The organism is Paracidovorax wautersii, from assembly GCF_900113035.1.
GTDB classification, from domain to species: domain Bacteria; phylum Pseudomonadota; class Gammaproteobacteria; order Burkholderiales; family Burkholderiaceae_C; genus Paracidovorax; species Paracidovorax wautersii.
On record NZ_FONX01000001.1, the window covers coordinates 538,172 to 561,503 of the forward strand.

Here is a 23,332-nt window from a genome sequence, read left to right on the forward strand (position 1 = left end):
CCGGGCGCCGCAGCGCCTCAATGCAGGCCTCCGTAATTGTCTTCGCGGATGATGCGCGGGGTCACCTCGCGCGGCTCGATCGTCACTGGCTCGTACACCACGCGCCGCTGCTCGGCGTCGTAGCGCATCTCGACATGGCCCGACAGCGGGAAGTCCTTGCGGAACGGGTGGCCGATGAAGCCGTAGTCGGTCAGGATGCGGCGCAGGTCGTTGTGGCCGTCGAACACGATGCCGTACAGGTCGAACGCCTCGCGCTCGTACCAGTTGGCGGAGTTCCAGAGTTCGGCCACCGAGGGCACGACCGGCAGGTCGTCGTCCGGGCAGAACACCTTGACGCGCACGCGCTGGTTCAGGCTCACGGACAGCAGGTGCGAGACCACGCAGTAGCGCGAGCCCTCGACGCCGACTTCACGGTAGGCCGAGTAGTCCACGCCGCACAGATCGACCAGCTGCTCGAAGCGGCAACCGGGGGCGTCGCGCAGGATCTGCATGGCAGCGAGGTAGTCGGATGCCGAGACCAGCACCGTCACCTCTTCCAGCGCGATGGTCAGCGAGCGGACCTTGTCGCCCAGGGCAGCAGCGATCACATCCCGAAGTGCTTCGGGGCGAATGGCAATAGCAGTCATCATCAACCCTTCAGACGCGAGCGATGGTATTGGTGCGGCGGATCTTCTGCTGCAGCTGGATGATGCCGTAGATCAGGGCTTCGGCCGTCGGGGGGCAGCCCGGCACATAGACATCGACGGGCACGATACGGTCGCAACCCCGCACGACCGAATAGCTGTAGTGGTAGTAGCCACCGCCGTTGGCGCACGAGCCCATGGAGAGCACCCAGCGGGGCTCGGACATCTGGTCATAGACCTTGCGCAGCGCGGGAGCCATCTTGTTGCACAGCGTGCCTGCCACGATCATCAGGTCGGACTGGCGCGGACTGGCGCGGAACACTTCGGCGCCGAAGCGGCCGATGTCGTAGCGCGCGGCAGCCGCATGCATCATCTCGACCGCGCAGCAGGCCAGACCGAAGGTCATGGGCCAGAGCGAGCCAGTCTTGGCCCAATTCACCACGGAGTCGTAACTCGTGGTGATGAAGCCTTCCTTCATCACGCCTTCAATCATCGTGTCTTCCTCTTTTCTGGCCGTTCATTCCCAATCCAGCGCACCTTTTTTCCACTCGTAGGCAAAGCCCACGACGAGGATGGCCAGAAAGATCACCACGGCAATGAATCCCGCCAGACCCACATCCTGCAGGGCGATGGCCCAGGGGAAGAGAAAGGCGATTTCCAGATCGAAAAGAATGAAGAGGATGGCGACGAGGTAGTACCGAACGTCGAACTTCATGCGGGCATCTTCGAAGGCTTCGAAGCCGCATTCATAGGGGGAGTTTTTCGCCGCATCAGGGCGATTGGGGCCGAGCACGTAGCCCAATACCAGAGGAACCACGCCGACACCCATGCCGACCAAAATGAACAGAAGAACGGGGAGGTACTGATCGAGGTTCATCTGGAGGATTTGCTCACCGCTGAGGCCGGCCTGCACATGCTCCATTGCAGAGCGTGTGAGGGCGGCCTTTTTTGTATTGGTGCCGTCGGCGAGACTCGAACTCGCACAGCTTTCGCCACTACCCCCTCAAGATAGCGTGTCTACCAATTTCACCACGACGGCTGATTTATGTATCTGGATGGCATGAGGAACCTTGCGGTTTGGCTTGTCCAGACAGTCCGCAATTCTACTCCGGAATTGCGACCGCCCCAGGCAATTTGGGGCGGTTGATGCGTTTATTTGGTCGGAATCTGGCCAGCGCCGGAAGCCGGGGCAGCAGGAGCGGCGGGAACGGACGCAGGAACCGATGCAGCCGAGCTCGCGGCGGCAGGCACTGCAGCCGCCGGCGTGCCTTCCAGCACGCTACCGGTGCTGGTGGGGCGGGCGTGGCCGAAATAGGCCAGCGCCAGCGTCGCCACGAAGAAGACGCCGGCGAGCACGGCCGTCGTGCGCGAGAGGAAGTTCGCGCTGCCGCTGGCACCGAACAGGCTGCCGGAGCCGCCGCTGCCGAAGGCCGCGCCCATGTCGGCACCCTTGCCGTGCTGGATGAGGATCAGACCGATCATGCCCAGGGCCGTCAGCATCTGCACGGCAAGGATCACGTTCACCAAGATGTTCATTCTTCAATACTCCCGAATGGATGAATGTCTGCGGATGCCGGGCTGTCAGCCCGCCGCAGCGATGATTTGCAAAAAGTCAGCCGCCTTGAGCGAAGCGCCGCCCACCAGACCGCCATCGATATCGTTTTCCGCCAGCAGCTGCGCGGCGTTGGCCGCGTTCATGCTGCCGCCGTAGAGCAGCGGAATGCGCTGCGCGTGTTCCGTGGCCGCAGCCAGCTGGGCACGCAGCACCGCATGGACCTCCTGCGCCTGCGCCGGCGTGGCCGTGCGGCCGGTGCCGATGGCCCAGACGGGCTCGTAAGCCACCACGATCTCGCTGATGCAGTGGCCGTTGAGGTGGATCACCGCCGCCAGCTGGCGCTTGACGACCGCCTCGGTCTGCCCCGCTTCGCGCTCGGCCAGCGTCTCGCCCACGCAGACGATGGGAGTGATGCCCGCCGCCAGCGCGCGCTGGGCCTTGGCCGCGACGAGCTCGTCGGTTTCGCCGTGGTATTGGCGGCGCTCCGAATGGCCGACCAGCGCATAGCGCGTGCCGAAGTCGCGCAGCATGCCCGCCGAGATCTCGCCGGTGAAGGCGCCGGATTCCTGGCTGGAGACATCCTGCGCAGCCAGCGCGATGGCGGAGCCCGCCACCAGCGACTGCACCTGCGCCAGATAGGCGGCAGGCACGGCGACGGCCACGCCGCAGACCGGCGGCTGCGCCTTCAGGCCATCGAGCAGCGCCGTCAGCAGCGCCTGGTTGGCGGCCAGGCCGCCGTTCATCTTCCAGTTGCCGGCAATCAGTTTCTTTTTCATGCGGTCCACGTCAAGACGATCTTGCCAATGTGTTGGTTGGATTCCATCAAGGCGTGCGCCTCGGCGGCCTGCGAGGCATCGAGCGTGCTGTGGATCACCGGACGCACCGCGCCCGAAGCCACCAGCGGCCAGACCTCTTCGCGCAGGGCGCGCGCGATGGCGCCCTTGAACGCCACCGGGCGCGGGCGCAGCGTGGAGCCGGTGATGACGAGCCGGCGGCGCAGCACCAGGCTGGCGTCGAACTCGGCCTTCACCCCACCCTGCACAGCGATGATGACCAGGCGGCCATCTTCCGCCAGGCATTCCACCTCGCGTGCGACGTACGAGCCCGCCACCATGTCCAGGATCACGTCGGCCCCGCGGCCTTCGGTGATGCGCCGGACCTCGGCGACGAAATCGTGCGTCTTGTAGTTTATGGCGTGATGCGCACCCAGCGACAGGCAGGCGGCGCACTTCTCGTCGCTGCCGGCCGTCACGATCACCGTGGCGCCGCGTGCGCGGGCCAGCTGGATCGCCGTGACGCCGATGCCGCTGCTGCCGCCCTGCACCAGCAGCACCTCGCCGGACTGCAGGCGGCCGCGGTCGAACACGTTGCTCCACACCGTGAAGAACGTCTCGGGCAGCGAAGCCGCCTCGACGTCGCCCAGGCCTTGCGGCACGGGCAGGCACTGGGCCACGGGCGCCACGCACCATTCGGCACAGCCGCCACCGGCCAGCAGCGCGCAGACGCGGTCGCCGACGGCGAGGCCCGCCTGGGCCATGGCCTCGGCGTCGCCGGACTCGATCACGCCCGCCACTTCCAGCCCCGGCAGATCGGAGGCGCCGGGCGGCGGTGCGTAATGGCCCTTGCGCTGCAGCACGTCGGGGCGGTTGATGCCGCTGGCCGCCACGCGGATCAGCAACTCGCCCGCACCCGGCACGGGCACCGGGCGCTCGGCCAGCCGCAGGCCTTCGGGAGGTCCGAAGGCCGCGATTTCGACAACACGCATGACACGGTTCATGACGATGACCTTGATGAAAACGAAAAAGGCCTCCGGCGCCCGTCTAGCGGGCGCTGGAAGCTCTCATTCCTGTAGCAATCAGGCGTTGTGTGAACCGGCGTCGGAGCCGGCTGCGGGGGCAGCCTGCTCGGCGCGGCCGCCGTCACGGCGTTCGCCGCGCTCTGCACGGTCGCCACGGTCGCCGCGATCACCACGGTCGCTGCGCTCGCCGCGTTCGGCGCGCTCAGGACGGCCGCCGAAATCGCCGGCCGGACGCTCGGTCAGGGCCTTCATGGACAGCTTGACGCGGCCCTTTTCGTCCGTCTCGAGCACCTTGACCTTGACGATCTGGCCTTCGGTCAGGTAGTCGGTGACCTTTTCCACGCGCTCGTGGGCGATCTGGCTGATGTGCAGCAGACCGTCCTTGCCGGGCAGCAGGTTGATCAGCGCGCCGAAGTCCAGGATCTTGACGATCGGGCCTTCGTAGATCTTGCCGATCTCGACTTCGGCCGTGATCTGCTCGATGCGCTTCTTGGCCTCGTCGGCCTTGGCGTTGTCGGTGGCGGCGATGGTGATGGTGCCGTCTTCCTCGATGTTGATCTGGCAGCCGGTCTCTTCGGTCAGCGCGCGGATCACGGCGCCGCCCTTGCCGATCACGTCACGGATCTTCTCGGGGTTGATCTTCATCGTGTAGAGCTTGGGCGCGAAGTTCGAGACTTCGGCCTTGGCTTCGCCCATGGCTTCCTGCATCTTGCCCAGGATGTGCATGCGCGCTTCCTTGGCCTGGGCCAGGGCGACCTGCATGATTTCCTTGGTGATGCCCTGGATCTTGATGTCCATCTGCAGGGCGGTGATGCCGTCGGTCGTGCCGGCCACCTTGAAGTCCATGTCGCCCAGGTGATCTTCATCGCCCAGGATGTCGGTCAGCACGGCGAAGCGGTTGTCTTCCTTGATCAGGCCCATGGCGATGCCGGCCACGTGGGCCTTCATCGGCACGCCGGCGTCCATCATCGACAGGCAGCCGCCGCAGACGGAAGCCATCGACGAGGAACCGTTCGATTCGGTGATCTCCGACACCACGCGGATGGTGTAGGGGAATTCTTCCTTGGTCGGCAGCACGGCTACCAGGGCGCGCTTGGCCAGACGGCCGTGGCCGATCTCGCGGCGCTTGGTGGAGCCCATGCGGCCCACTTCGCCGGTGGCGAAGGGAGGCATGTTGTAGTGGAACATGAAGCGGTCTTCGAACTCGCCGGCCAGCGCGTCGATGCGCTGCGCGTCGCGTTCGGTGCCCAGCGTGGAGATCACCAGCGCCTGCGTTTCGCCGCGCGTGAACAGGGCCGAGCCGTGCGTGCGGGGCAGCACGGAGTTGCGGATCTCGATGGGGCGCACGGTGCGGGTGTCGCGGCCGTCGATACGGGGCTCGCCGGCCAGGATCTGGCTGCGCACGATCTTCGATTCGATGGCGAACAGCAGGTCGCCGACCTTGCCGGCGTCGAAGGGCTCGCCGCTGGCCTTGAGGGCTTCCATCACGCTGGCGTTGGCTTCGCGCAGGGCTTGCGTGCGGGCTTGCTTGCTGCGGATCTGATAGACGGCGCGCAGCTTGTCTTCGGCCAGTTCCTTGACCTTGGCGACGAAGGCTTCGTCTTCGGCGGGCGGCTGCCAGTCCCACACGGGCTTGCCGGCTTCGCGCACCAGTTCATGGATGGCGTTGATGGCGATGCTGGCCTGTTCGTGGCCGAACACCACGCCGCCCAGCATGATTTCTTCGCTGAGTTGCTGGGCTTCGGATTCGACCATCAGCACGGCGGCTTCGGTGCCGGCGACGACCAGGTCCATCTGCGAGTTCTTGCGGGCCGTCTGGCCGGGGTTCAGCACGTACTGGCCGTTGATGTAGCCCACGCGTGCAGCGCCGATGGGGCCGCTGAACGGGATGCCGGAGATGGCCAGCGCAGCGCTCACGCCGATCATGGCGGCGATGTCGGCATCGACTTCGGGGTTGAGCGAGACGGTGTGGACGACCACGTGGACTTCGTTCAGGAAGCCTTCGGGGAACAGCGGACGGATCGGGCGGTCGATCAGGCGGCTGGTCAGCGTTTCGTGTTCGCTGGGCTTGGCTTCGCGCTTGAAGAAGCTGCCGGGGATCTTGCCGGCGGCGTAGGTCTTCTCGATGTAGTCCACGGTCAGCGGGAAGAAGTCCTGGCCGGGCTTGGCCGACTTGGAGGCCGCCACGGTGGCGAGGATGACGGTGCCGTCGATCTCGACCAGCACGGCGCCATTGGCCTGGCGGGCGATTTCGCCGGTTTCCATGACGACGGTCTTGTCGCCCCACTGGAAGGACTTGGTGACTTTGTTGAAGATGGTCATGCGGTTTCCTATGCTTCTTTTTTGATAGCTGGCTGCGCGCAGCCAGCAAGGGCCGGAGGCAAATCAGAACACGATGCCATTCCAGTGGACCTGCGGCCCGGGCGGGTGCCCCAGGGCCATTGGAATGACACAGCTTCGCTCTGCTTTTGCGTCTCCGAAGTAAAAAACGCCTGAGCTAGCGTGCTAACCCAGGCGTTTCGTCATGCGAATGCGCTTACTTGCGCAGACCCAGCTTGGCGATCAGCGCCGTGTAGCGGTCTGCGTCCTTGGCCTTCAGGTAGTCCAGCAGCTTGCGGCGGCGGCTCACCATGCGCAGCAGGCCGCGGCGACCGTGGTGGTCCTTGGCGTGTTGCTTGAAGTGGGGGGTCAGCTCGTTGATACGGGCCGTCAGCAGGGCCACTTGGACTTCGGGGCTACCGGTGTCATTGGCGGCGCGGGCGTTGGCCTTGACGACTTCGGCCTTGATGGAGGATGCGATCATTGGATTTCCTTTGTATGGAAGCGGCGGTGCGGCTGGGGCTCTCGATTGATCAAGAGCCGCAGACAGCGCCGTGGCGCCCCCGGTTTACTTGCGCTGGCAGCTGGAACGGCCACCGGCGTGCGTCTTGCACCATGCAAAACCGGTCGATTATACCCCGAGCCACTTTTTGAGCCGCTCCACCCCCTGCACCAGCCGGCTGGCGTCCTGGGAGGCGAAGCACCAGCGCAGCCAGCCCTCGGCCTCGTCGCCGAAGGCCACGCCGGGCGCGAGACCCAGGCCGGCCTCGGCCACCAGGCGCTTGGCGAGCGCCAGCGAGTCGCTGTGCCCCTCGATGCGGAAGAAGGCATACATGCCGCCGCGGGCCGGCGCGACGGTCACGCCGGGCAGCGCCTGCAGCAGGGGCACCAGGGTGTCGCGGCAGGCGCGCAGGTGGGCGACCACGCGGGGCGTGATGTCGGCCTCGTGCGCCAGCGCGGCCAGGCCGGCGCGCTGGGTGAACACGCTGATGCAGGAGGTGTTGAACTCCACCAGCTTGCCCATGTGGTGCGTGAGCGAGGGCGGCATCACCAGCCAGCCCAGGCGCCAGCCGGTCATGAGAAAGCCCTTGGAAAAGCTCTGCACCACCACCAGCCGGTCCTCGGGCTCGGCGATGTCGAGAAAGCTCGGCGCGCAGCCGTTGGCCGTGGGCTCGTAGTAGAGGCGTTCATAGACCTCGTCGGCCAGCACCCAGGTGCCGGTGCTGCGGCAGTGGGCCAGGATGGCGCGCTGCTCCTCGGCCGACAGCGTCCAGCCCGTGGGATTGTTGGGCGCATTCAGGATCAGCAGGCGCGTGGCCGGCGTGATGGCCGCCAGCAGCGCGGGCAGGTCGAGCGCCCAGAGGCCGTCCGCCTGCGGGCGCAGCGGCACGCAGCGCAGGCGCGCGCCCATCACCAGCGGCTGGGCCGTGAGGTTGGGCCAGACCGGGGTCACGGCGACGGCCTCGTCGCCCGCATCCAGGAGCGCCTGCATGGCCAGCATCAGCGCGTTCACGCCGCCGGAGGTGACGGCGATGCGCTCCACGCCCACCGGGCCGTGCAGCCGGCTGGCGTAGGCGGCGATCTGCTCGCGCAGTTCCAGCAGGCCCAGGTTGTGCGAATAGAAGGTCTCGCCGCGCTGAAGCGATGCGATGGCCGCGTCGCGGATCACCTGCGGCGTGACCTCGTCGCTTTCGCCGAACCAGAACGGCAGCACGTCGCTGCGGCCCATGCCGGCGTTGGCGACTTCACGGATACGGGATTCCTGCAGGGTGGCGAGCGTGTGGCGCATGGATGGAGGTGATGGGAGGAAGGGGAGAAAGAAAAGACGGGCGCGATGGAACAGAAGGCGGCGCCCGCACTATATTGCGGCACAGGAGGGACACCCCCATGCCAACGACCCGACACCCGAAGCACGCAGCGTACCCGGCAGCGCAGTCCATGCCCGCCGGCCTGAAAGCCTCTCGAATCCGTCTGTGGGCCGCCCTGCCTCTGGCGGCCGCGGCCCTGGCGATCTGGCTGGCCGCGATGCCGCAGGCCCATGCCCGGAGTTCGTCCGCATCGCAGGACGAAGCCGCGGGCGAGTCGGTGCGGCCCAACCACGACAAGAAGCAGAGAAGGGCCGTCAACCAGGAGCGCCTGCGCATCAAGCCTTCGGCCACCGGCGGTTCGCAGGAGACGCCCGCGCAGCGCGACCGGCGCCTGAAGCGCGAATGCAAGGGCCTGCCCAACGCGGGCGCCTGCCTGGGCTACGCCAAGCCCTGACGGGCGCAGGGCACCAATCAGGCCCGCCGGGCCTGCGGCATCAGATCAGATCGGCGACACCACGCCGCGCCCGGCGAAGTGCCCCTCGGCATTGGCCAGGAACTGGTCCACGCTGCGCTGCACGGCCTCGGGCGACCAGCCGCCCAGGTGCGGGGTGAGCAGCACGTTGTCCAGCGCGATCAGCGCCTCGGGCGGCGCAGGTTCGCTTTCATACACGTCCAGCCCGGCGCCGGCGATGCGCTGTTCGCGCAGGGCCTGCGCCAGCGCGGCCGTGTCCACCACGCTGCCGCGCGAGATGTTCACCAGATAGCCCTGCGGGCCCAGCGCGTCGAGCACGGCGGCATCCACCTTGTGGCGGGTGGCCGGGCCGCCAGGCGTGGCGCACACCAGCACGTCGCACCATTCGGCGAGCGCCTGCAGGCTGTCGAAATAGCGGTGCTCCACGCCCGCGCGCGGCTGGCGGTTGTGGTAGCCGATGGGCATATCGAAGGCGGCGGCGCGGCGGGCGATCTTCTGGCCGATGGCCCCCAGGCCGAAGATGCCCAGGCGCTTGCCCGACACGTTGGGCGGCAGGCCGATGGCGTCGCGCCAGACGCCTTCGCGGCACAGGCGGTCCATGGGCCGCAGGCCGCGCACGATGCCGATCAGCAGGCCGAAGGCATGGTCGGCCACGCAGTCGTCGTTGGTGCCGGCGCCCGTGCCCAGGGCGATGCCGCGCGCGCGGGCCGCGTCCACCGCGATGTTCTCGTAGCCCGCGCCCAGGGCGCAGATCAGCTCCAGCGCGGGCATGGCCTCGATCTCCTGCGCCGACAGGCCCGTGGCGCCCACCGTCAGCACGGCGCGGAAGCGATGGCCCTGGGTGGCGATGGCGGCCGTGCGTTCGGCCGGCGTGGGGGCGTAGTGGAGGTCATAGCGCTCGGCGATCTGCGCCTGGTGCCCGGGCGTGAGCGTGTGCAGCGACAGCAGGGCAATCTTGGGGGTGGTGGTCACGGGGGCACTCCAGAAGCGCGGACGCTTCAGTATTCATAGCATGCAGCGCTGATCCAGCCTAGGCTGCGGAGCCATTGGATGATGAAGAACGGGCGGACAGAGCCGGCGGCGCAGGAAGCGCGCCAGCCCGGCCCCTGCCGGAGAAAGGCCGATGGTAACCACGCATGGAACTTGCATGGCCTGGTGCCTGCGGGCTGGGGATTGCACTGAGCCCGCACCAAGCTGTGCCGTGTCATCGTCGCCCGGCAACAAATCGTTAACCCAGAACTTTCCGCCGCACCGCCACTCTGCCCTACACATGAAGCGCTGGCCCCTCATCTCTTCCATCGCTGCAGCCTTGGCCATCACCGCCGGCTGCGCCGCGCTCGACGCCAAGCAGCGCGAGTGGATCTTCCAGCCCAGCGACCGGGCCTGGAACGGCGCGCATCTGTCCGAGGGCATGCAGGACGTGTGGATCGATTTCGACTCCACCGTCACCGCCCAGGCAGAGCAGCTCCACGGCCTCTGGATGCCCGCCGCCCAGCCCGGCGCGCCGGTGATGCTCTACCTGCACGGCGCACGCTGGAACGTCACCGGCTCGGCACCGCGCATCCGCCGCATGCACGACATGGGCTTTTCGGTGCTGGCCGTGGATTACCGGGGCTTCGGGCGCAGCAGCGCGGGGCTGCCGTCGGAATCCACCGCGCTCGAAGACGCCCACGCCGCCTGGCGCTGGCTGGCCCGGAAGGCGCCGCAGAGCGACCGCTACATCTTCGGCCACTCGCTGGGCGGCGCCATCGCCATCGACCTGGCCGCGCAGGTGCCCGACGAGAAAGGCACCATCGTCGAAGGCACCTTCACCAACATCGCCGAAGTGGTCAGCACCTTCAAGTGGGGCTGGCTGCCCATCTCCGGGCTGATCACGCAGCGCTTCGAATCGATCCGCAAGGTGGCGCACATCGGCTCGCCGCTGCTGGTGGTGCACGGCAGCGACGACCGGCTCATCCTGCCCTCGCTGGGCCGCAAGCTCTACGAGGCCGCGCAGGAGCCCAAGCGCTTCGTGATGGTCGAAGGCGGCACCCACCACAACACCAACGACCTGGGGCAGGAGCAGTACCGCGAGGCGCTGGCCGACTTCTTCAAGCTGCCCCTGCCCGGCGGCACGCCGCACCTGGCCCCGGCGCCACCGGCGGCGGTGGCCGCCACGCCCGCGCCCACCCGCAGCTGACGGCGCGAGGCCAGGTCGCCAGGGCGGGCCGACCCGTCTGGTACCCTCGCCCGCACTATGCCTGCCCCTTCCGCCGCCGCTGGGCTGGAGCCGCTGCCGAGCACAGCGGCCCTGCCACCCGGCCTTGCCGTCGTCGTACTGGCCCTGCTGCTGAGCATCCAGCCGGTCACCACCGATCTCTACCTGCCCGCCCTGCCCGCGCTCACCCGCGCGCTGGGCGCCAACGTCGCCTCCGCCCACCTGACCCTGAGCGCCCTGCTGCTGGCCTTCGGCCTGTCGCAACTGGTGTGGGGGCCGCTGTCCGACCGCTTCGGGCGCCGGCCCATCCTGCTGACGGGGCTGGCCGCCTATACCGCGGCCTCGGTGTGCAGCGCGATGGCACCGTCCATGGAACAGCTGGTGCTCTGGCGCACGGCGCAGGGAGCAGCCATGGGCGCCGTGGTGATGTGCGCCCGCGCCATCGTGCGCGACCTGTATGCGCCCCTGGCCGGTGCGCGCGCCATGTCGAAGGCGCTGACCGGCCTGGGCCTGGTCGCCTGCGCCTGCGCGCCGCTGGGCGGACTGCTGGCCGAACGGCTGGGCTGCCGCGCCGCGTTGCTGGTGCTGACGGCCTATGCCGCCGGCACGCTCGCCCTGGTGGCGTGGCGCATGCCGGAAACGCTGGCGCAACGCAACCCGCGCGCCCTGCATCCGGCCACGCTGGCACGCACCTGGGGCCACGTGCTGGGCACGCCGGCGTTCTGGGCGTTCTCGCTGCTGACCACCGCCAGCTACGCCGGGCTCTTCACCTTCCTGGCGAGCTCGTCCTTCGCCTTCATCGACGTGCTGGGCCTGTCGCGCACGGCCTACGGGCTGGTGCTGCTGTCCACCTCGCTGGCCTATCTGCTGGGCACGCTGCTGTGCCGGCGATTGCTGGCGCGCCTGGGCCTGGTGCGCACCGTGGTGCTGGCGGGCGGCCTCAGTGCCGCGGGCGGCTGCGGCCTGGCGCTGCTGCACGTGGTGGCCGGCTGGCAATCGCCCTGGGCGCTGCTGCTGCCGTTCTACCTGTTCATGCTGGGCCATGGCATCCACCAGCCCTGCGGGCAAAGCGGTGCGGTCGGGCCCTTCCCGCAGTCTGCCGGCGTGGCCTCGGCGCTGAACGGTTTCATGATGATGCTGGCGGCCTTCGGCGTCGGCGCCTGGCTGGGCAGGCAGCCGGGGGGCACCGTGCTGCCGCTGGTGCAGGGCATCGCCTTCTGGTCGGCGGTGCTGGCCGCCATCGCGTGGGTGCTGGTGCCGCGCTTCGCAGGAGCACTGCATGCCCCGCGCTGACACCCTGCCCACCTACATCGCCCTGGCCGGGCCTACCGCTTCGGGCAAGACGGCCGGCGCGCTGGCCATCGCCCAGGCGCTCGCTCCCACGTTGCCGGTGGAAATCATCAGCGTCGATTCGGCCCTGGTCTATCGCGGCATGGACATCGGCACCGCCAAGCCCAGCGCCGCCGAGCAGGCCAGCGTGCCGCACCACCTGATCGACATCCGCGACCCGCTGCAGGCCTACAGCGCCGCCGAATTCGTGGCCGACGCGCAGCGCCTCATCGGCGAGATCCGCGCACGCGGCGCGCTGCCGCTGCTGGTGGGCGGCACCATGCTGTACTTCAAGGCGCTCATCGACGGCATCGACGACATGCCGCCCGCCGACCCCGCCGTGCGCGCCCGGCTCGAAGCGCAGGCCGCCGCCATCGGCTGGCCCGCCATGCATGCCGAGCTGGCCCGCATCGACCCCGCCACCGCCGCCCGGCTGGCGCCCGCCGACAGCCAGCGCATCCAGCGCGCGCTGGAGGTGTGGCATGTCTCCGGCCAGCCCCTGTCACACTTCCACACTATCAAAAAGATAGCTGACAGCGCAGACAGGATGGGCGCAGGAGCGCTTTTCTCCTTGGAACCCACCGACCGCGCCTGGCTGCACCAGCGCATCGCCCAGCGCTTCGACGCCATGCTGCAGGACGGCTTCCTCGACGAAGTGCGCGCCCTGCGCACCCGGGGCGACCTGCACATCGACCTGCCCTCCATGCGCTGCGTGGGCTACCGCCAGGCCTGGGAGGCGCTGGACATCGAAGCCGCCACCGGCCGCCTGCCCGCCGCCGACCTGCGCGAACGCGGCATCGCCGCCACGCGCCAGCTCGCCAAGCGGCAGATCACCTGGCTGCGCAGCATGCCCCAGCGCCAGGCCATCGCCTGCGATGCGCCGGGCGCCACGGCCACCCTGGTGGGCCGCGTGCAGGCGCTGCTGCAGGAAGACCGCGCATGACGACGCCAACGCCCATGGCGGCAGCGGCGGCAGACCCCGGCCCCGTGCTGGCCGCCACCGGCCTGGGCAAGCGCTACGGCGACGCGGCCATCTTCAGCCACGTCGATCTGCAGGTGCAGCGCGGCGAATTCGTCGCCATCGTGGGCGATTCGGGCGTGGGCAAATCCACCCTGCTCAACTGCCTGGCCGGGCTGGACAGCTGGGACACGGGCCGCATCACCACCCTGCCCGGCGCCACCGACCTGGGCACGCTGGACGACACCCAGCGCGCGCTCTGGCGCCGCCGCCACGTCGGCTTCGTCTTCCAGGCCTTCCACGTGCTGCCGCACCTGGACGTGGCCCAGAACGTGGCCCTGCCGCTGATGCTGCTGGACGAGAACGACCCCGCACGGGTCGAGCACATGCTGGACGCCGTGGGCCTGGCCGGCCTGGGCGCGCGCCTGCCGCAGCAGCTGAGCGGCGGCCAGCTGCAGCGCGTGGCCATCGCCCGCGCCCTGGTCCACCGCCCCGCCCTGCTGCTGGCCGACGAGCCCACCGGCAACCTCGACCCCGGCACCGCCGCCCGGGTGATGGACCTACTCATCGCCCAGACCCGCGAACACGGCGCGGCGCTGGTGCTGGTCACGCATTCGGAAGCGGCGGCGGCGCGGGCGGATCGGGTGCTGCGCCTCAGCAGCGAAGGCATCGCGGCCATCGGCTGAAAAAAAAAGCGATGCCCCCGGCATGCGCGGGGCTTTTCTATACTGGGCGGGCCTGCTTTCACCGAGCCTGGAGCCCACGCCATGACCGCACCGCAAGACCCTGGCGAACTGCTGCTGCATCTCTATCACTTCGCCCACGAGCATTCCATCGGCGAGTTCCAGGATGCAGCGCTCCAGCTGCTGCAGGCGGCCGTGCCCTTCGACGCAGCGATGTGGGGTACGGCGGGCACCACTCCGGTCGGCATCGACGTCCACACGCTGTACCTGTTCCGCAAGTCGCCCGAGATGATGGAGGAATACGAGTCCGTGAAGCATCAGGACTCCGCCGCCGCCGGCCTCATGACCCAGCGACGAGGCACCGTGCCGGTCCACACCTCGGCCTCGCACGCCCGGCGCGAAGAGCGGGACCTCCACCACTTCATGGAACGGTGGAAGCAGAACAACAACATCCTCACGGCCGACAACGACATGGAGCGGAACTTCGTGCACTGGATCTCCTTGTTCCGCGCCGATCCGCAAGCGCATTGCCAACCGCATGAACTGGAGCGCGTCCACCAGTTGGCGCCGCACCTGATGCAGGGCCTGGCCATCAACCGCCGCATCCACCTGCAGCAGATCCACCCGGCGACCCCGCCCACCAGCGGCACCGCCATTGCCGACCTGCGCGGCGTCATCTATCACGCCGATCCGGCCTTCAGGGACATGCTGCGCGCCGAATGGCCGGGCTGGACCGGCCATGCGCTGCCTGCCGCGCCGCTGGGCGACTTCGTGCGCGGCCAGGCCTGCCACCGGGGCCGCTCGCTGGTGCTGCGCCACCATGCCCAGCACCGGCTTTTGTTCCTCAAGAGCCGCAGACGCTGCCCGGCCGACGAGCTCACGCCCGGCGAACTCCGCGTGGCCCAGCTCACCGCCAAGGGCCACAGCCACAAGCAGGTCGCCGCGCTGCTGCAGCGCTCGCCGGCCACCGTGCGCAACCAGATGCGGGCCGCCTATGAAAAGCTGGGCGTGTCCAACGTCGCGCAGCTGATCGAGGCCTTGCGTCAGGCAGACTGATGGGCCGGGGCAGGCGCCGATGCGACGGCGCCGCGCCCGCCCTCCAGCCCATCACTGACCGCATGCCCCTGCCGACCACTGCCCTGCCCGCCTTCCTCCGCCTGCTGGCCGCCGTGTCGGGGCGCGAGTTGCGCCAACACCCCTGGCGCAGCGCCGCCGCCGTCGTGGCCGTCATGCTGGGCGTGGCGCTGGGCTTTGCGGTGCATGTGATCAATGCCTCGGCGCTGGACGAGTTCTCGCAGGCCGTGCGCTCGGTGAACGGCCAGCCCGATCTGGAACTGCGCCCCGCCCAGGGCGCGCTGCCCGAGGCGCTCTACGGCCAGGTCGCCGCGCTGCCGCAGGTGGCGCTGGCCAGCCCCTGGCTGGAGCTGTCGGCGCAGGCGCAGCCGCCGAACCAGAGCCCACCCGCACCCGGCGATGCCGCAGGCGCCACGCCCGCCGCCCCGCCCATCGCCCTGCGCGTGGTCGGCGTCGATGCGCTGCTGCTGGCCACCATGGCCCCGGCCCTCATGCCCCAGGCCTTCGCGGGCAGCGACAGCGACAGCGGCAGCGGCGACCGGCTGGCGCTGTTCTCGCCCGCCACCGTGTTCCTCAATGCCGCGGCGGCCGATGCGCTGCGGCTGGCGGGCGCGCAGCACAGTGCGGAGGGCGCCACGCTCACCCTGCGCACCGGCCTGCAGAGCCGCACCGTGCGCGTGGCCGGGCGCGTAGCAGCGGGCGGGCCGCCGCTGGCAGTGATGGACATCGGCGCCGCGCAAGACCTCTTCGGGCGCGGCGGCCAGCTCAGCCGCATCGACCTGCAACTGCGCCCCGGCGCCGACCGCGCCGCTGCCGAACGCGCCCTGCTGGCCCTGCCCGGCGCCGCGCGCGGCGTGCGCGTGGCCGAGCCCGGCGATGCCGCCCAGCGCGTGAGCAACCTCTCGCACGCCTACCGCGTCAACCTGACGGTGCTGGCACTGGTGGCGCTCTTCACCGGCGCGTTCCTCGTCTTTTCGGTGCTGGCGCTCAGCGTGGCGCAGCGCGCGCCGCAGTTCGCGCTGCTGGCCGTGCTGGGCGCCACGCCGCGCCAGCGGCTGGCCCTGGTGCTGGGCGAATCGGCCCTGCTGGGCCTGCTGGGCAGCGCGGCCGGCATCGCCCTGGGCACCGGGCTGGCGGCGCTTGCGCTGCGCGTGCTGGGCGGCGACCTGGGCGGCGGCTATTTCTCGGGCGTGCAACCCGCGCTGCAGTGGAGCGCGCCCGCCGCCGCGCTCTACGGCGCGCTGGGCGTGGCCGCCGCGCTGGCAGGCGGCTGGTGGCCGGCCCGCCAGGCCCAGCGCCTGCCGCCCGCGCAGACCCTCAAGGGCCTGGGCGCCGCAGGTGGCGGGGCCCACCGCAGCCTGCCAGGGCTGGCGCTGATGGGCGCCGGCGCGGCGCTGGCCTTCGCCCCGCCCGTCTTCGGCATGCCGCTGGCCGCCTATCTGGCCGTGGGCCTGCTGCTGGTGGGCGGCATCGCCCTGCTGCCCTGGGCCGTGCAAGGGCTGCTGCGGGCGCTGCAGCCGCTGGCGGCGCGGCGCCTCTTGCCCCTGCTGGCGCTGGAACGCGCCCGGCGCATGCGCGGCACCGCCGCCGTGGCCGTAGGGGGCGTGGTCGCGTCGCTGAGCCTCGCCGTGGCGCTCACGGTGATGGTGTCGAGCTTTCGCGGCTCAGTCATCGCCTGGCTGGACGCGGTGCTGCCCGCGCCGCTCTACGTGCGCGTGGCCAGCAGCAGCGGCGGCGGCAGCACCGGCGACGACGCCGCCACCCTGCCCGCCGGCCTGCCCCAGGCCGTGGCCCGGCTGCCCCAGATCGAGCGCGTGCAGGCCCTGCGCACCACCAGCCTGCTGCTGGACCCGGCCCGCCCCGCCGTGGCCCTCATCGCCCGGCCGCTGGCGGCAGGCAACGCCGGCGGCAGCAGCGGCGGCGGCAGCGGCGGCGCTGCCCAGACCCTGCCCCTGGTCGGCCCCGCCCTGCCCGTGCCCGCCGGCCGCGTGGGCGTGTATGTGAGCGAGGCCGTGGTGCAGCTCTACGGCGTGCGCGTGGGCGCCGACTGGCCCCTGCTTTCCACATCATTCCAGCCAATAGCCCAGGCTACACAAGCACAGCCAGCTACGTTTTTCGTAGCAGGCGTGTGGCGCGACTACGTGCGCCAGTTCGGCGCCATCGCCATCGACAGCGCCGACTTCGTGCGCCTGACGGGCGACGCCCGCGTGAGCGACCTGGCCCTCTGGCCCCGCCCCGGCACGGACGAAGCCGCGCTGCGCCAGGAGATCACCGCGCTGGCAATCGCGCTGACCACGCAGCGCACGGCCGGCCCATCCGGCGCGGCGGAGGGCGCTCCCGAAGCCCCGGGCCAGACCGCCGGCGGTGCGGGCAAGGACGCGAGCAGCGCACTGGAATTCGCCGCCTCCGCCGCCATCCGCGAACGCTCGCTCGGCATCTTCGACCGCAGCTTCGCCGTCACCTACTGGCTGCAGGCCGTGGCCATCGCCATCGGCCTCTTCGGCGTGGCCGCCAGCTTCAGCGCCCAGGTGCTGGCGCGCCGCAAGGAATTCGGCCTGCTGGCCCACCTGGGCCTCACCCGCCGGCAGGTGCTGGCCGTGGTCGCCGGCGAAGGCGCCGCCTGGACGGCCATCGGCGCCCTGGCCGGCACCCTGCTGGGCCTGGCCGTCGCCGCCGTTCTGGTGCATGTGGTGAACCCGCAGAGCTTTCATTGGACGATGGAGATGCGGGTGCCGGTGGAGCGGCTGGTGGCGCTGGCAGGGGCGGTGGTGGCTGCGGGTACCGTCACTGCGTGGGTGGCGGGACGGGCTGCTGCGGGGAGGGATGCGGTGATGGCGGTGAAGGAGGATTGGTAGTAGGACTACGAGCCCGGACTATCCCAGTCCATGCGATGACAGTTATGGGCCCTGAGCCGCCATCCAGCGAGAACAACCTCTAAAGCCGTCATTCAGCCATGATGGCCAGAAAACCTTCGATTTCCTGCTGCCCCATGTCTCGTGGATGCTGCAAGCTGTGCCATTTCACGACCATGCGCACCTATTGCACGTGGGCACTGCTCGGCGCGCAGGCTATAGTGTTTTAACGAATCCGCTCACGGACCTAGTCCAGCAACCGTGCGACGCGCAATACAGGAGGGGAGGCCGGTTTCATGGCTGAATTTAGTACTGTATTTTTGTGCAGCAAACGCGCCGGCAAGCTAGGGCTACAAGCCCCTTTCCGCGTTTTTTCGCACCAATTTAGACTGCAAGCGTCAGATATGGCCTGCGGTTTGGTGCGGTCTAAATTACGTTAGGCCTCACAAGACATGATCCGCAACACAGACTCTTACGTAATCCTTCGACGGCACTCACAGCAAATGCTCGACTTCGCTGTGCTTGTTTGTACAGCGGCGCCACAGCTTAAACACGCACTGGCCGCACATGAAGTTGACCCTGCAGCTTTTCTAGCAACAAATGCTAGTTTCCCGGCTTCTGAGGTTCCATACTCAACAGAGAAGCGTTCATTGAACGGCTATACAACCGTACTAGGCGCCAACCTACTTCTCTCCGTTTTCTCATACTTCGAGACATATTTCTTTGCCGCGTTTGACGAAGTGATTTCTTTTCATGGTGGCGAAAAAGGAATCGAAGCTGCGATCAAGCGGCAGCTTAGGGAACGCAACCATGACCCTCAAGTTGTCGCGTCATTGAATGGTCTCCGCTCTCCCTATAAGCCGCAGCGCGCGGATAGATATCGAAAGCACACGGCTGCTCTCGCTAACATCTCGCTAGCATGGCCGTCGCAGCGCTTTATGCTCTACGGCCTAAAGCAGGCAGTAGCGCAACGTCCTCGCTGGAAGGCAGTTGATATCCCAAAGCTCGCCGTTGAGATCTTTGGGGTAGACGTCACTGATCAAGAGCGTGATCGCTTTCACTCTATCCGCGATGACCGCAACAAAATTGCGCATGGAAAGAACCTAAGCCACGATCTTCGCAAAGCTGTGGACGCCAGCTATTTCCTTAAAAACTTCGCGCTAAAAATTGATAGTTGCATTGTTAAGAACTCGCTCGTACTGGAACGATATGCGCATTGAGCAAGGCCTAACTGTCGGTTCAACGCGGACAAAAATGCTCCGCATTCTTGCCGGTTAACCTGAGCGTTAGGCCTCAACCAAGGCCGAGAAATTATGAAGTACGTATATCTTGACAACAATATTATCATCGACCTGAAGAACAAAAGGAATCAAGAGGTTATTGATGCAGTAGATCAGCTAAAAAGAGAGGGTAACAGAATCATCTTTAGCCCAGCGCATTTAGAGGAAGTTGCCAATACGGTAAAGCACCACAATCAAAGCATTGAGAGCGCCAATGAAAAGGTTTCTTTCCTAAAGGAATTAACTGACTCATATTGCCTCCTGCCCTACCCAATGAGCCACCTAGCTTCCGTCCGACACAATGGTATAAACACATACAAGGAAGACCCGAAGGATACCTTTGAGCGGGTCATGCTAATGCATGATAGAAATAAAATTGCAGAAAACCATCAAAAACACAAACTAACAAAAGGTGAGGAAGTGGAGCAATCTGGCTGCATCAAAAAAATAGAAGCCAATAACTCAGACATTCAAAAGACCTTAGAGGAATTCAGGATTGGTCTGAATAAAATTGTTCGCGCCAATCATGTGTTAATGAAGAGGGATGCTGATTTTAGAAAATTTGTACCAAAACAACGTATAGCTGCATCAATGCTTCGTTTTGGCTACATTCGCTCATACTTCCCAATAACTGAAATGGTTATCGAAAAGCTAATGGAGCATCTTGAGACCCAGAGGTATTTTCCAGATAAGCCAGAAGATTTTTTAGCAAGCCTCCATGACACTACCCACGCAATTTATGCCGCTTACGCAGACATATTTATAACAAACGATAGGAATTTTGCCCACAAGGTTAAGGCCACATATAAATGGTTGGGCGTTAACACCAAAGTTATGACTCGAAAGGAATTTCTAGAATTCACAAGTGCGTGAATTGATAGGCGATTTACAAAATCCAAAAATTCGACACTGCCAACATGAATACCTTCCACTCCGCACCACAGCCTAACTGGCGGTTCAACGCGGACGCCAACACTAGCCATGGCTTCGCCATTTTCACGACCAGTGTTGGTGCCCTACGTGCTTCGCGCTCCGGCGCCGGTTAACCTGGGCGTTAGGCACTTACGGCAATCGTAGAGCAATCATCACAACGGAGGATTTGTGGCATTTCAGCACGACGAACTATTGGCAGCACTGGGTGATCCGTACACGAACGAAGTCGTAGCGAGAATCAGACGTTTCGCCTATATTCCACAAGGCATCTTCACCACACTCAGTCGCGACGCGCTGTCTGAGAACTGGGGTGCAGACAACTATGCCTTAGAAAAATATTTGGCCGTCCATCTTGCATGGAGCATCGAGCAGCAGAGATACACAACCAGCAGTAATCAGCTATTCATTGCCGCCGGCCATCTCCAAACCAGATACGGAACACCAATTTATCTCGTTTTTGAGCGAAACACCAATACCGGCCGTCAACCGCTGTATTGCGTGCACGCAGGCTCTGACGTATCTGCCCCCGAGTTACCAACCCCGCCGGATATTCCCGCAGCACCTGAACTTCGTCGTGGGCTTGAAATCGTGATGTTGCACGATCACATCCTCACAGACAACGAGGATCGTGTTCCATTTTTAGGTAAAACGCCCCCCGTGGCTCAAATGTGCGCGATAGCGGGCGCTATCCAATGGTCAATCAACCGGGGGCTTCAACTTCCCTATTGGTACTTTGGTCGTATGAGCTATTTGGTTCCCTTGTATTTGCAAAGTCGAGAGAACATCACACAAGCCCCAGATCTCATTGCGCCCATCCAAGTCAATCCAGAGACATTGCTGGTCCGCACAGTACTTCTTCCTCACATGCCTTACGCGAATGCGCGGGTTTCAGTCAAGCGGCACGACCAACTCCCCCACTGGCTCCTTGCTGCGTGGAACGCCTCTTCTGCCACCGTTACACCTCAGCAAATTGACAACCCAGAGCGGGGCGAAAGCGCCTAACTGGTTGGTCAAGCTGACGTCAACAGACTCTGCCTGTTGGTACCCTTCGCTTCGCTCCGGCGCAGCTTACCTCGGGCGTTAAGCGCCCGCTTTCACCTGCCACCACCGACTGCTAGTGGCCGAAAGCCGCCGTAGCCGTAACGATGACGCAAGAGTTGCTTGCACGACAATCCCCGGATGACGTCCCCCTCCCCCTGGCTCCCCTCCGCCATCTCCCGCATCGAAGCCGACTACCACCGCAGCGCCGACACCCACCTGATCGCCCTGCAGCTACCCGGCCTGGCCGCCGCCGGCATCGACCTGTATCTGAAAGACGAATCCACTCACCCCACCGGCAGCCTCAAGCACCGGCTGGCGCGGTCGCTGTTTCTCTACGCCCTCTGCAACGGCTGGGTGCATGAGGGTTCGACCATCGTGGAATCGTCCAGCGGCTCCACGGCGGTGAGCGAGGCTTACTTCGCCCGCCTGCTGGGCTTGCCCTTCGTGGCGGTGATGCCGCGCAGCACCTCGGCCGAGAAGATCGCGCTGATCGAGTTCTACGGCGGGCGCTGCCATTTCGTGGAAAGCGCGGGCGAGGTCTATGACGCGGCGCGCTCCATCGCGGCGGAGACGGGCGGGCATTACATGGACCAGTTCACCTATGCCGAGCGGGCCACCGACTGGCGGGGCAACAACAACATCGCCGAGAGCATGTTCACGCAGATGGCGCGCGAGCGGCACCCGGTGCCGCGCTGGATCGTGGTGGGCGCGGGCACGGGCGGCACCAGCGCGACCATCGGGCGTTATGTGCGTTACCAGCGCCACGCCACGCAGGTGTGCGTGGCCGACCCGGCGGGTTCGGTGTTCAGCCTCTACCACCGCACGGGCGTGGCGACGCTGACGGCGCCGGGCTCGCGCATCGAGGGCATTGGCCGTCCGCGCGTGGAGCCGAGCTTCATCCGCACGCTGGTGGACCGCATGGAGGAAGTGGCCGACGACGAATCCATCGCCGCCATGCAGGCGCTGTCGCAGTTGCTGGGGCGGCGCGTGGGGCCTTCGACGGGCACCAACTTCGTGGCCATGCTGCGGCTGGCGGCGGAGATGCGCGCGGCCGGCGAGCAGGGCGCGATCCTCTCGCTGCTGTGCGATGCGGGCGAACGCTACCTGCCCACCTACTATGACGCGGACTGGGTGCAGACGCGCATGGGCGACTGCGGCCCGGCGCGGGCGCGCATCGACGCGCTGCTGCAGTCCTGCCGGGCCTGACGGCCTGCTGCACGCACCCCGAAGGCCGCGATGCACCACGACACCCCGCCCCCACCCGCTGGCGGCGACGCGCCGCCCCTCGCCAGCCGCCGCCGGTGGCTGCTGCAGGGCGCAGGCGCCACGCTGGGTTCGGCCCTGCTGGCGCTGTGGCCGGCCGGCGCGGCCCAGGCGCTGGCACCGCGCACGCTGCGCTTTCCGCGCGACCACGGCAGCCACCCCGATCTGCGCACCGAGTGGTGGTACATCACCGGCCACGCGCTGGCGGGCGGGCGGCCCTTGGGCTTCCAGGTGACTTTCTTCCGCTCGCGGGTGGAGGCCACGCAGCGGCTGCAGTCGGCCTTCGCGGCGCGGCAGCTGGTGTTCGCCCATGCGGCGCTGACCGATCTGCAGGGCCGCAAGCTGCACCACGACCAGCGCATCGCCCGTGCGGGCTTCGGCATCGCCGAGGCGGCCGAGGCCGACACCGACGTGCGCCTGCGCGACTGGCAGCTGTTGCGCGAGGACGGCCCCACGCCCGGCAGCAGCCGCTACACGGCGCGCGTGCAGGCCGCCCGCTTCGCGCTGGACCTGCGCTTCGACACCACGCAGCCCGTGCTGCTACAGGGCAGCGCGGGCCTCTCGCGCAAGGGCCCCGATGCGGCGCAGGCGAGCTACTACTACAGCCAGCCGCAGCTGGCGGTGAGCGGGCACATCACGCTGGAGGGCCAGCGCCTGCCCGTCGCCACCGACGGCCCGCCGCAGAGCCACCGCGCCTGGCTGGACCATGAATGGAGCGAGGCGCTGATGCACCCCGAGGCCGTGGGCTGGGACTGGATCGGCATGAACCTGGACAGCGGCGCGGCGCTCACGGCCTTCCGGCTGCGGCGCGCCGATGGCAGCGCGCTGTGGGCGGGTGGCTCCTGGCGTGCGGGGGCTGATGCAGCGCCGCGCATCTTCGGCGCCGATGAAGTGCGCTTCGCCCCGCAGCGGGTCTGGCAAAGTGGCGCCACCGGGGCACGCTACCCGGTCGAATGGCAAGTGGAAACGCCCGCCGGCCGCTTCACGGTGCGGGCGCTGCTGGACGACCAGGAGCTGGACAGCAGCAGTTCCACGGGCGCCGTCTATTGGGAGGGCCTGAGCGAGCTGCGCGACGCCGCCGGCAGCGCGGTGGGCCGGGGCTATCTGGAGATGACGGGCTACGCGCAGCGGCTGCGGCTGGGGTGAT

22 protein-coding genes and 1 tRNA gene are annotated in these 23,332 nt (G+C 67.2%); 12 read left to right on the plus strand and 11 right to left on the minus strand.

The genetic code is table 11. The annotated features are described in order from the left end of the window. Positions 1 to 17: 17 nt before the first annotated feature. From BM070_RS02290 to BM070_RS02335, 10 genes are all read right to left on the minus strand, one after another. Positions 18 to 626, minus strand: a complete 609-nt coding sequence (locus BM070_RS02290; RefSeq protein WP_092937315.1) for an NADH-quinone oxidoreductase subunit C — start codon at positions 624 to 626, stop codon at positions 18 to 20. 10 nt (positions 627 to 636) lie between these two features. Beyond that, on the minus strand, positions 637 to 1,116 hold the full coding sequence (locus BM070_RS02295) for a NuoB/complex I 20 kDa subunit family protein (RefSeq protein ID WP_007849129.1): 480 nt from the start codon (positions 1,114 to 1,116) through the stop codon (positions 637 to 639). A gap of 24 nt (positions 1,117 to 1,140) precedes the next feature. Continuing rightward, on the minus strand, positions 1,141 to 1,500 hold the full coding sequence (locus BM070_RS02300) for an NADH-quinone oxidoreductase subunit A (RefSeq protein ID WP_092937317.1): 360 nt from the start codon (positions 1,498 to 1,500) through the stop codon (positions 1,141 to 1,143). A gap of 77 nt (positions 1,501 to 1,577) precedes the next feature. Next, positions 1,578 to 1,662: transfer RNA gene (locus tag BM070_RS02305), tRNA-Leu, on the minus strand. A gap of 113 nt (positions 1,663 to 1,775) precedes the next feature. After that, positions 1,776 to 2,159, minus strand: coding sequence for a preprotein translocase subunit SecG (gene secG / locus BM070_RS02310; RefSeq protein ID WP_092937164.1), 384 nt, complete (start codon positions 2,157 to 2,159; stop codon positions 1,776 to 1,778). A 45-nt stretch (positions 2,160 to 2,204) separates the two neighbouring features. Beyond that, the gene (gene tpiA, locus BM070_RS02315) at positions 2,205 to 2,954 is read right to left on the minus strand and encodes a triose-phosphate isomerase (protein ID WP_092937319.1); all 750 of its coding nucleotides are present in this window, start codon (positions 2,952 to 2,954) and stop codon (positions 2,205 to 2,207) included. Continuing rightward, entirely contained in the window at positions 2,951 to 3,943 is a 993-nt protein-coding gene (locus BM070_RS02320; protein WP_245785069.1) for an NAD(P)H-quinone oxidoreductase, read from the minus strand. Before BM070_RS02320 ends, tpiA begins: the two co-directional genes overlap by 4 nt. Positions 3,944 to 4,033: 90 nt before the next feature. Next, on the minus strand, positions 4,034 to 6,298 hold the full coding sequence (gene pnp, locus BM070_RS02325) for a polyribonucleotide nucleotidyltransferase (protein WP_092937168.1): 2,265 nt from the start codon (positions 6,296 to 6,298) through the stop codon (positions 4,034 to 4,036). Positions 6,299 to 6,512: 214 nt separating this feature from the next. Further along, the gene (gene rpsO, locus BM070_RS02330) at positions 6,513 to 6,779 is read right to left on the minus strand and encodes a 30S ribosomal protein S15 (RefSeq protein ID WP_092937170.1); all 267 of its coding nucleotides are present in this window, start codon (positions 6,777 to 6,779) and stop codon (positions 6,513 to 6,515) included. Positions 6,780 to 6,926: 147 nt separating this feature from the next. After that, entirely contained in the window at positions 6,927 to 8,084 is a 1,158-nt protein-coding gene (locus tag BM070_RS02335; protein ID WP_092937172.1) for a pyridoxal phosphate-dependent aminotransferase, read from the minus strand. Positions 8,085 to 8,182: 98 nt separating this feature from the next. On the opposite strand from BM070_RS02335, the gene BM070_RS02340 reads away from it, so the two are divergent. After that, positions 8,183 to 8,557: a hypothetical protein gene (locus tag BM070_RS02340; protein WP_245785070.1), complete on the plus strand. Its 375-nt coding sequence runs from the start codon at positions 8,183 to 8,185 to the stop codon at positions 8,555 to 8,557. A 45-nt stretch (positions 8,558 to 8,602) separates the two neighbouring features. Here the strand turns inward: BM070_RS02340 and BM070_RS02345 are convergent, their stop codons facing one another. Further along, complete coding sequence (locus BM070_RS02345) at positions 8,603 to 9,547, minus strand: 2-hydroxyacid dehydrogenase (protein ID WP_175518393.1); 945 nt, start codon at positions 9,545 to 9,547, stop codon at positions 8,603 to 8,605. Between the two features lie 298 nt (positions 9,548 to 9,845). Here BM070_RS02345 and BM070_RS02350 point away from each other — a divergent pair, with 298 nt between their 5' ends. From BM070_RS02350 to BM070_RS02390, 11 genes are all read left to right on the plus strand, one after another. Then, positions 9,846 to 10,754 (plus strand): alpha/beta hydrolase, encoded by a 909-nt coding sequence (locus tag BM070_RS02350; RefSeq protein WP_092937176.1) that lies wholly within the window; start codon positions 9,846 to 9,848, stop codon positions 10,752 to 10,754. A 57-nt stretch (positions 10,755 to 10,811) separates the two neighbouring features. Then, on the plus strand, positions 10,812 to 12,065 hold the full coding sequence (locus BM070_RS02355; protein WP_092937178.1) for an MFS transporter: 1,254 nt from the start codon (positions 10,812 to 10,814) through the stop codon (positions 12,063 to 12,065). Continuing rightward, positions 12,052 to 13,044 carry a tRNA (adenosine(37)-N6)-dimethylallyltransferase MiaA gene (gene miaA / locus BM070_RS02360; protein WP_092937180.1) on the plus strand — a complete coding sequence of 331 codons (993 nt, stop codon included), beginning with the start codon at positions 12,052 to 12,054 and terminating at the stop codon, positions 13,042 to 13,044. The genes BM070_RS02355 and miaA overlap by 14 nt, the downstream gene beginning before the upstream one ends. Continuing rightward, the gene (locus BM070_RS02365; RefSeq protein WP_092937182.1) at positions 13,041 to 13,745 is read left to right on the plus strand and encodes an ABC transporter ATP-binding protein; all 705 of its coding nucleotides are present in this window, start codon (positions 13,041 to 13,043) and stop codon (positions 13,743 to 13,745) included. The genes miaA and BM070_RS02365 overlap by 4 nt, the downstream gene beginning before the upstream one ends. 81 nt (positions 13,746 to 13,826) lie before the next feature. Continuing rightward, the gene (locus tag BM070_RS02370; RefSeq protein ID WP_092937184.1) at positions 13,827 to 14,798 is read left to right on the plus strand and encodes a helix-turn-helix transcriptional regulator; all 972 of its coding nucleotides are present in this window, start codon (positions 13,827 to 13,829) and stop codon (positions 14,796 to 14,798) included. A 62-nt stretch (positions 14,799 to 14,860) separates the two neighbouring features. Continuing rightward, the gene (locus BM070_RS02375; protein WP_092937186.1) at positions 14,861 to 17,671 is read left to right on the plus strand and encodes an ABC transporter permease; all 2,811 of its coding nucleotides are present in this window, start codon (positions 14,861 to 14,863) and stop codon (positions 17,669 to 17,671) included. A gap of 500 nt (positions 17,672 to 18,171) precedes the next feature. Then, positions 18,172 to 18,888: a hypothetical protein gene (locus tag BM070_RS24005; protein WP_139222755.1), complete on the plus strand. Its 717-nt coding sequence runs from the start codon at positions 18,172 to 18,174 to the stop codon at positions 18,886 to 18,888. Between the two features lie 93 nt (positions 18,889 to 18,981). After that, entirely contained in the window at positions 18,982 to 19,821 is an 840-nt protein-coding gene (locus tag BM070_RS24010) for a hypothetical protein (RefSeq protein ID WP_139222756.1), read from the plus strand. A 228-nt stretch (positions 19,822 to 20,049) separates the two neighbouring features. Next, on the plus strand, positions 20,050 to 20,883 hold the full coding sequence (locus BM070_RS02380; RefSeq protein ID WP_092937188.1) for a DUF3825 domain-containing protein: 834 nt from the start codon (positions 20,050 to 20,052) through the stop codon (positions 20,881 to 20,883). A gap of 177 nt (positions 20,884 to 21,060) precedes the next feature. Beyond that, a complete protein-coding gene (locus tag BM070_RS02385; protein ID WP_092937190.1) occupies positions 21,061 to 22,128 on the plus strand; it encodes a PLP-dependent cysteine synthase family protein in 1,068 nt (355 codons plus the stop codon). Positions 22,129 to 22,158: 30 nt separating this feature from the next. Continuing rightward, the gene (locus BM070_RS02390) at positions 22,159 to 23,331 is read left to right on the plus strand and encodes a lipocalin-like domain-containing protein (RefSeq protein ID WP_092937192.1); all 1,173 of its coding nucleotides are present in this window, start codon (positions 22,159 to 22,161) and stop codon (positions 23,329 to 23,331) included. Position 23,332 lies beyond the last annotated feature (1 nt).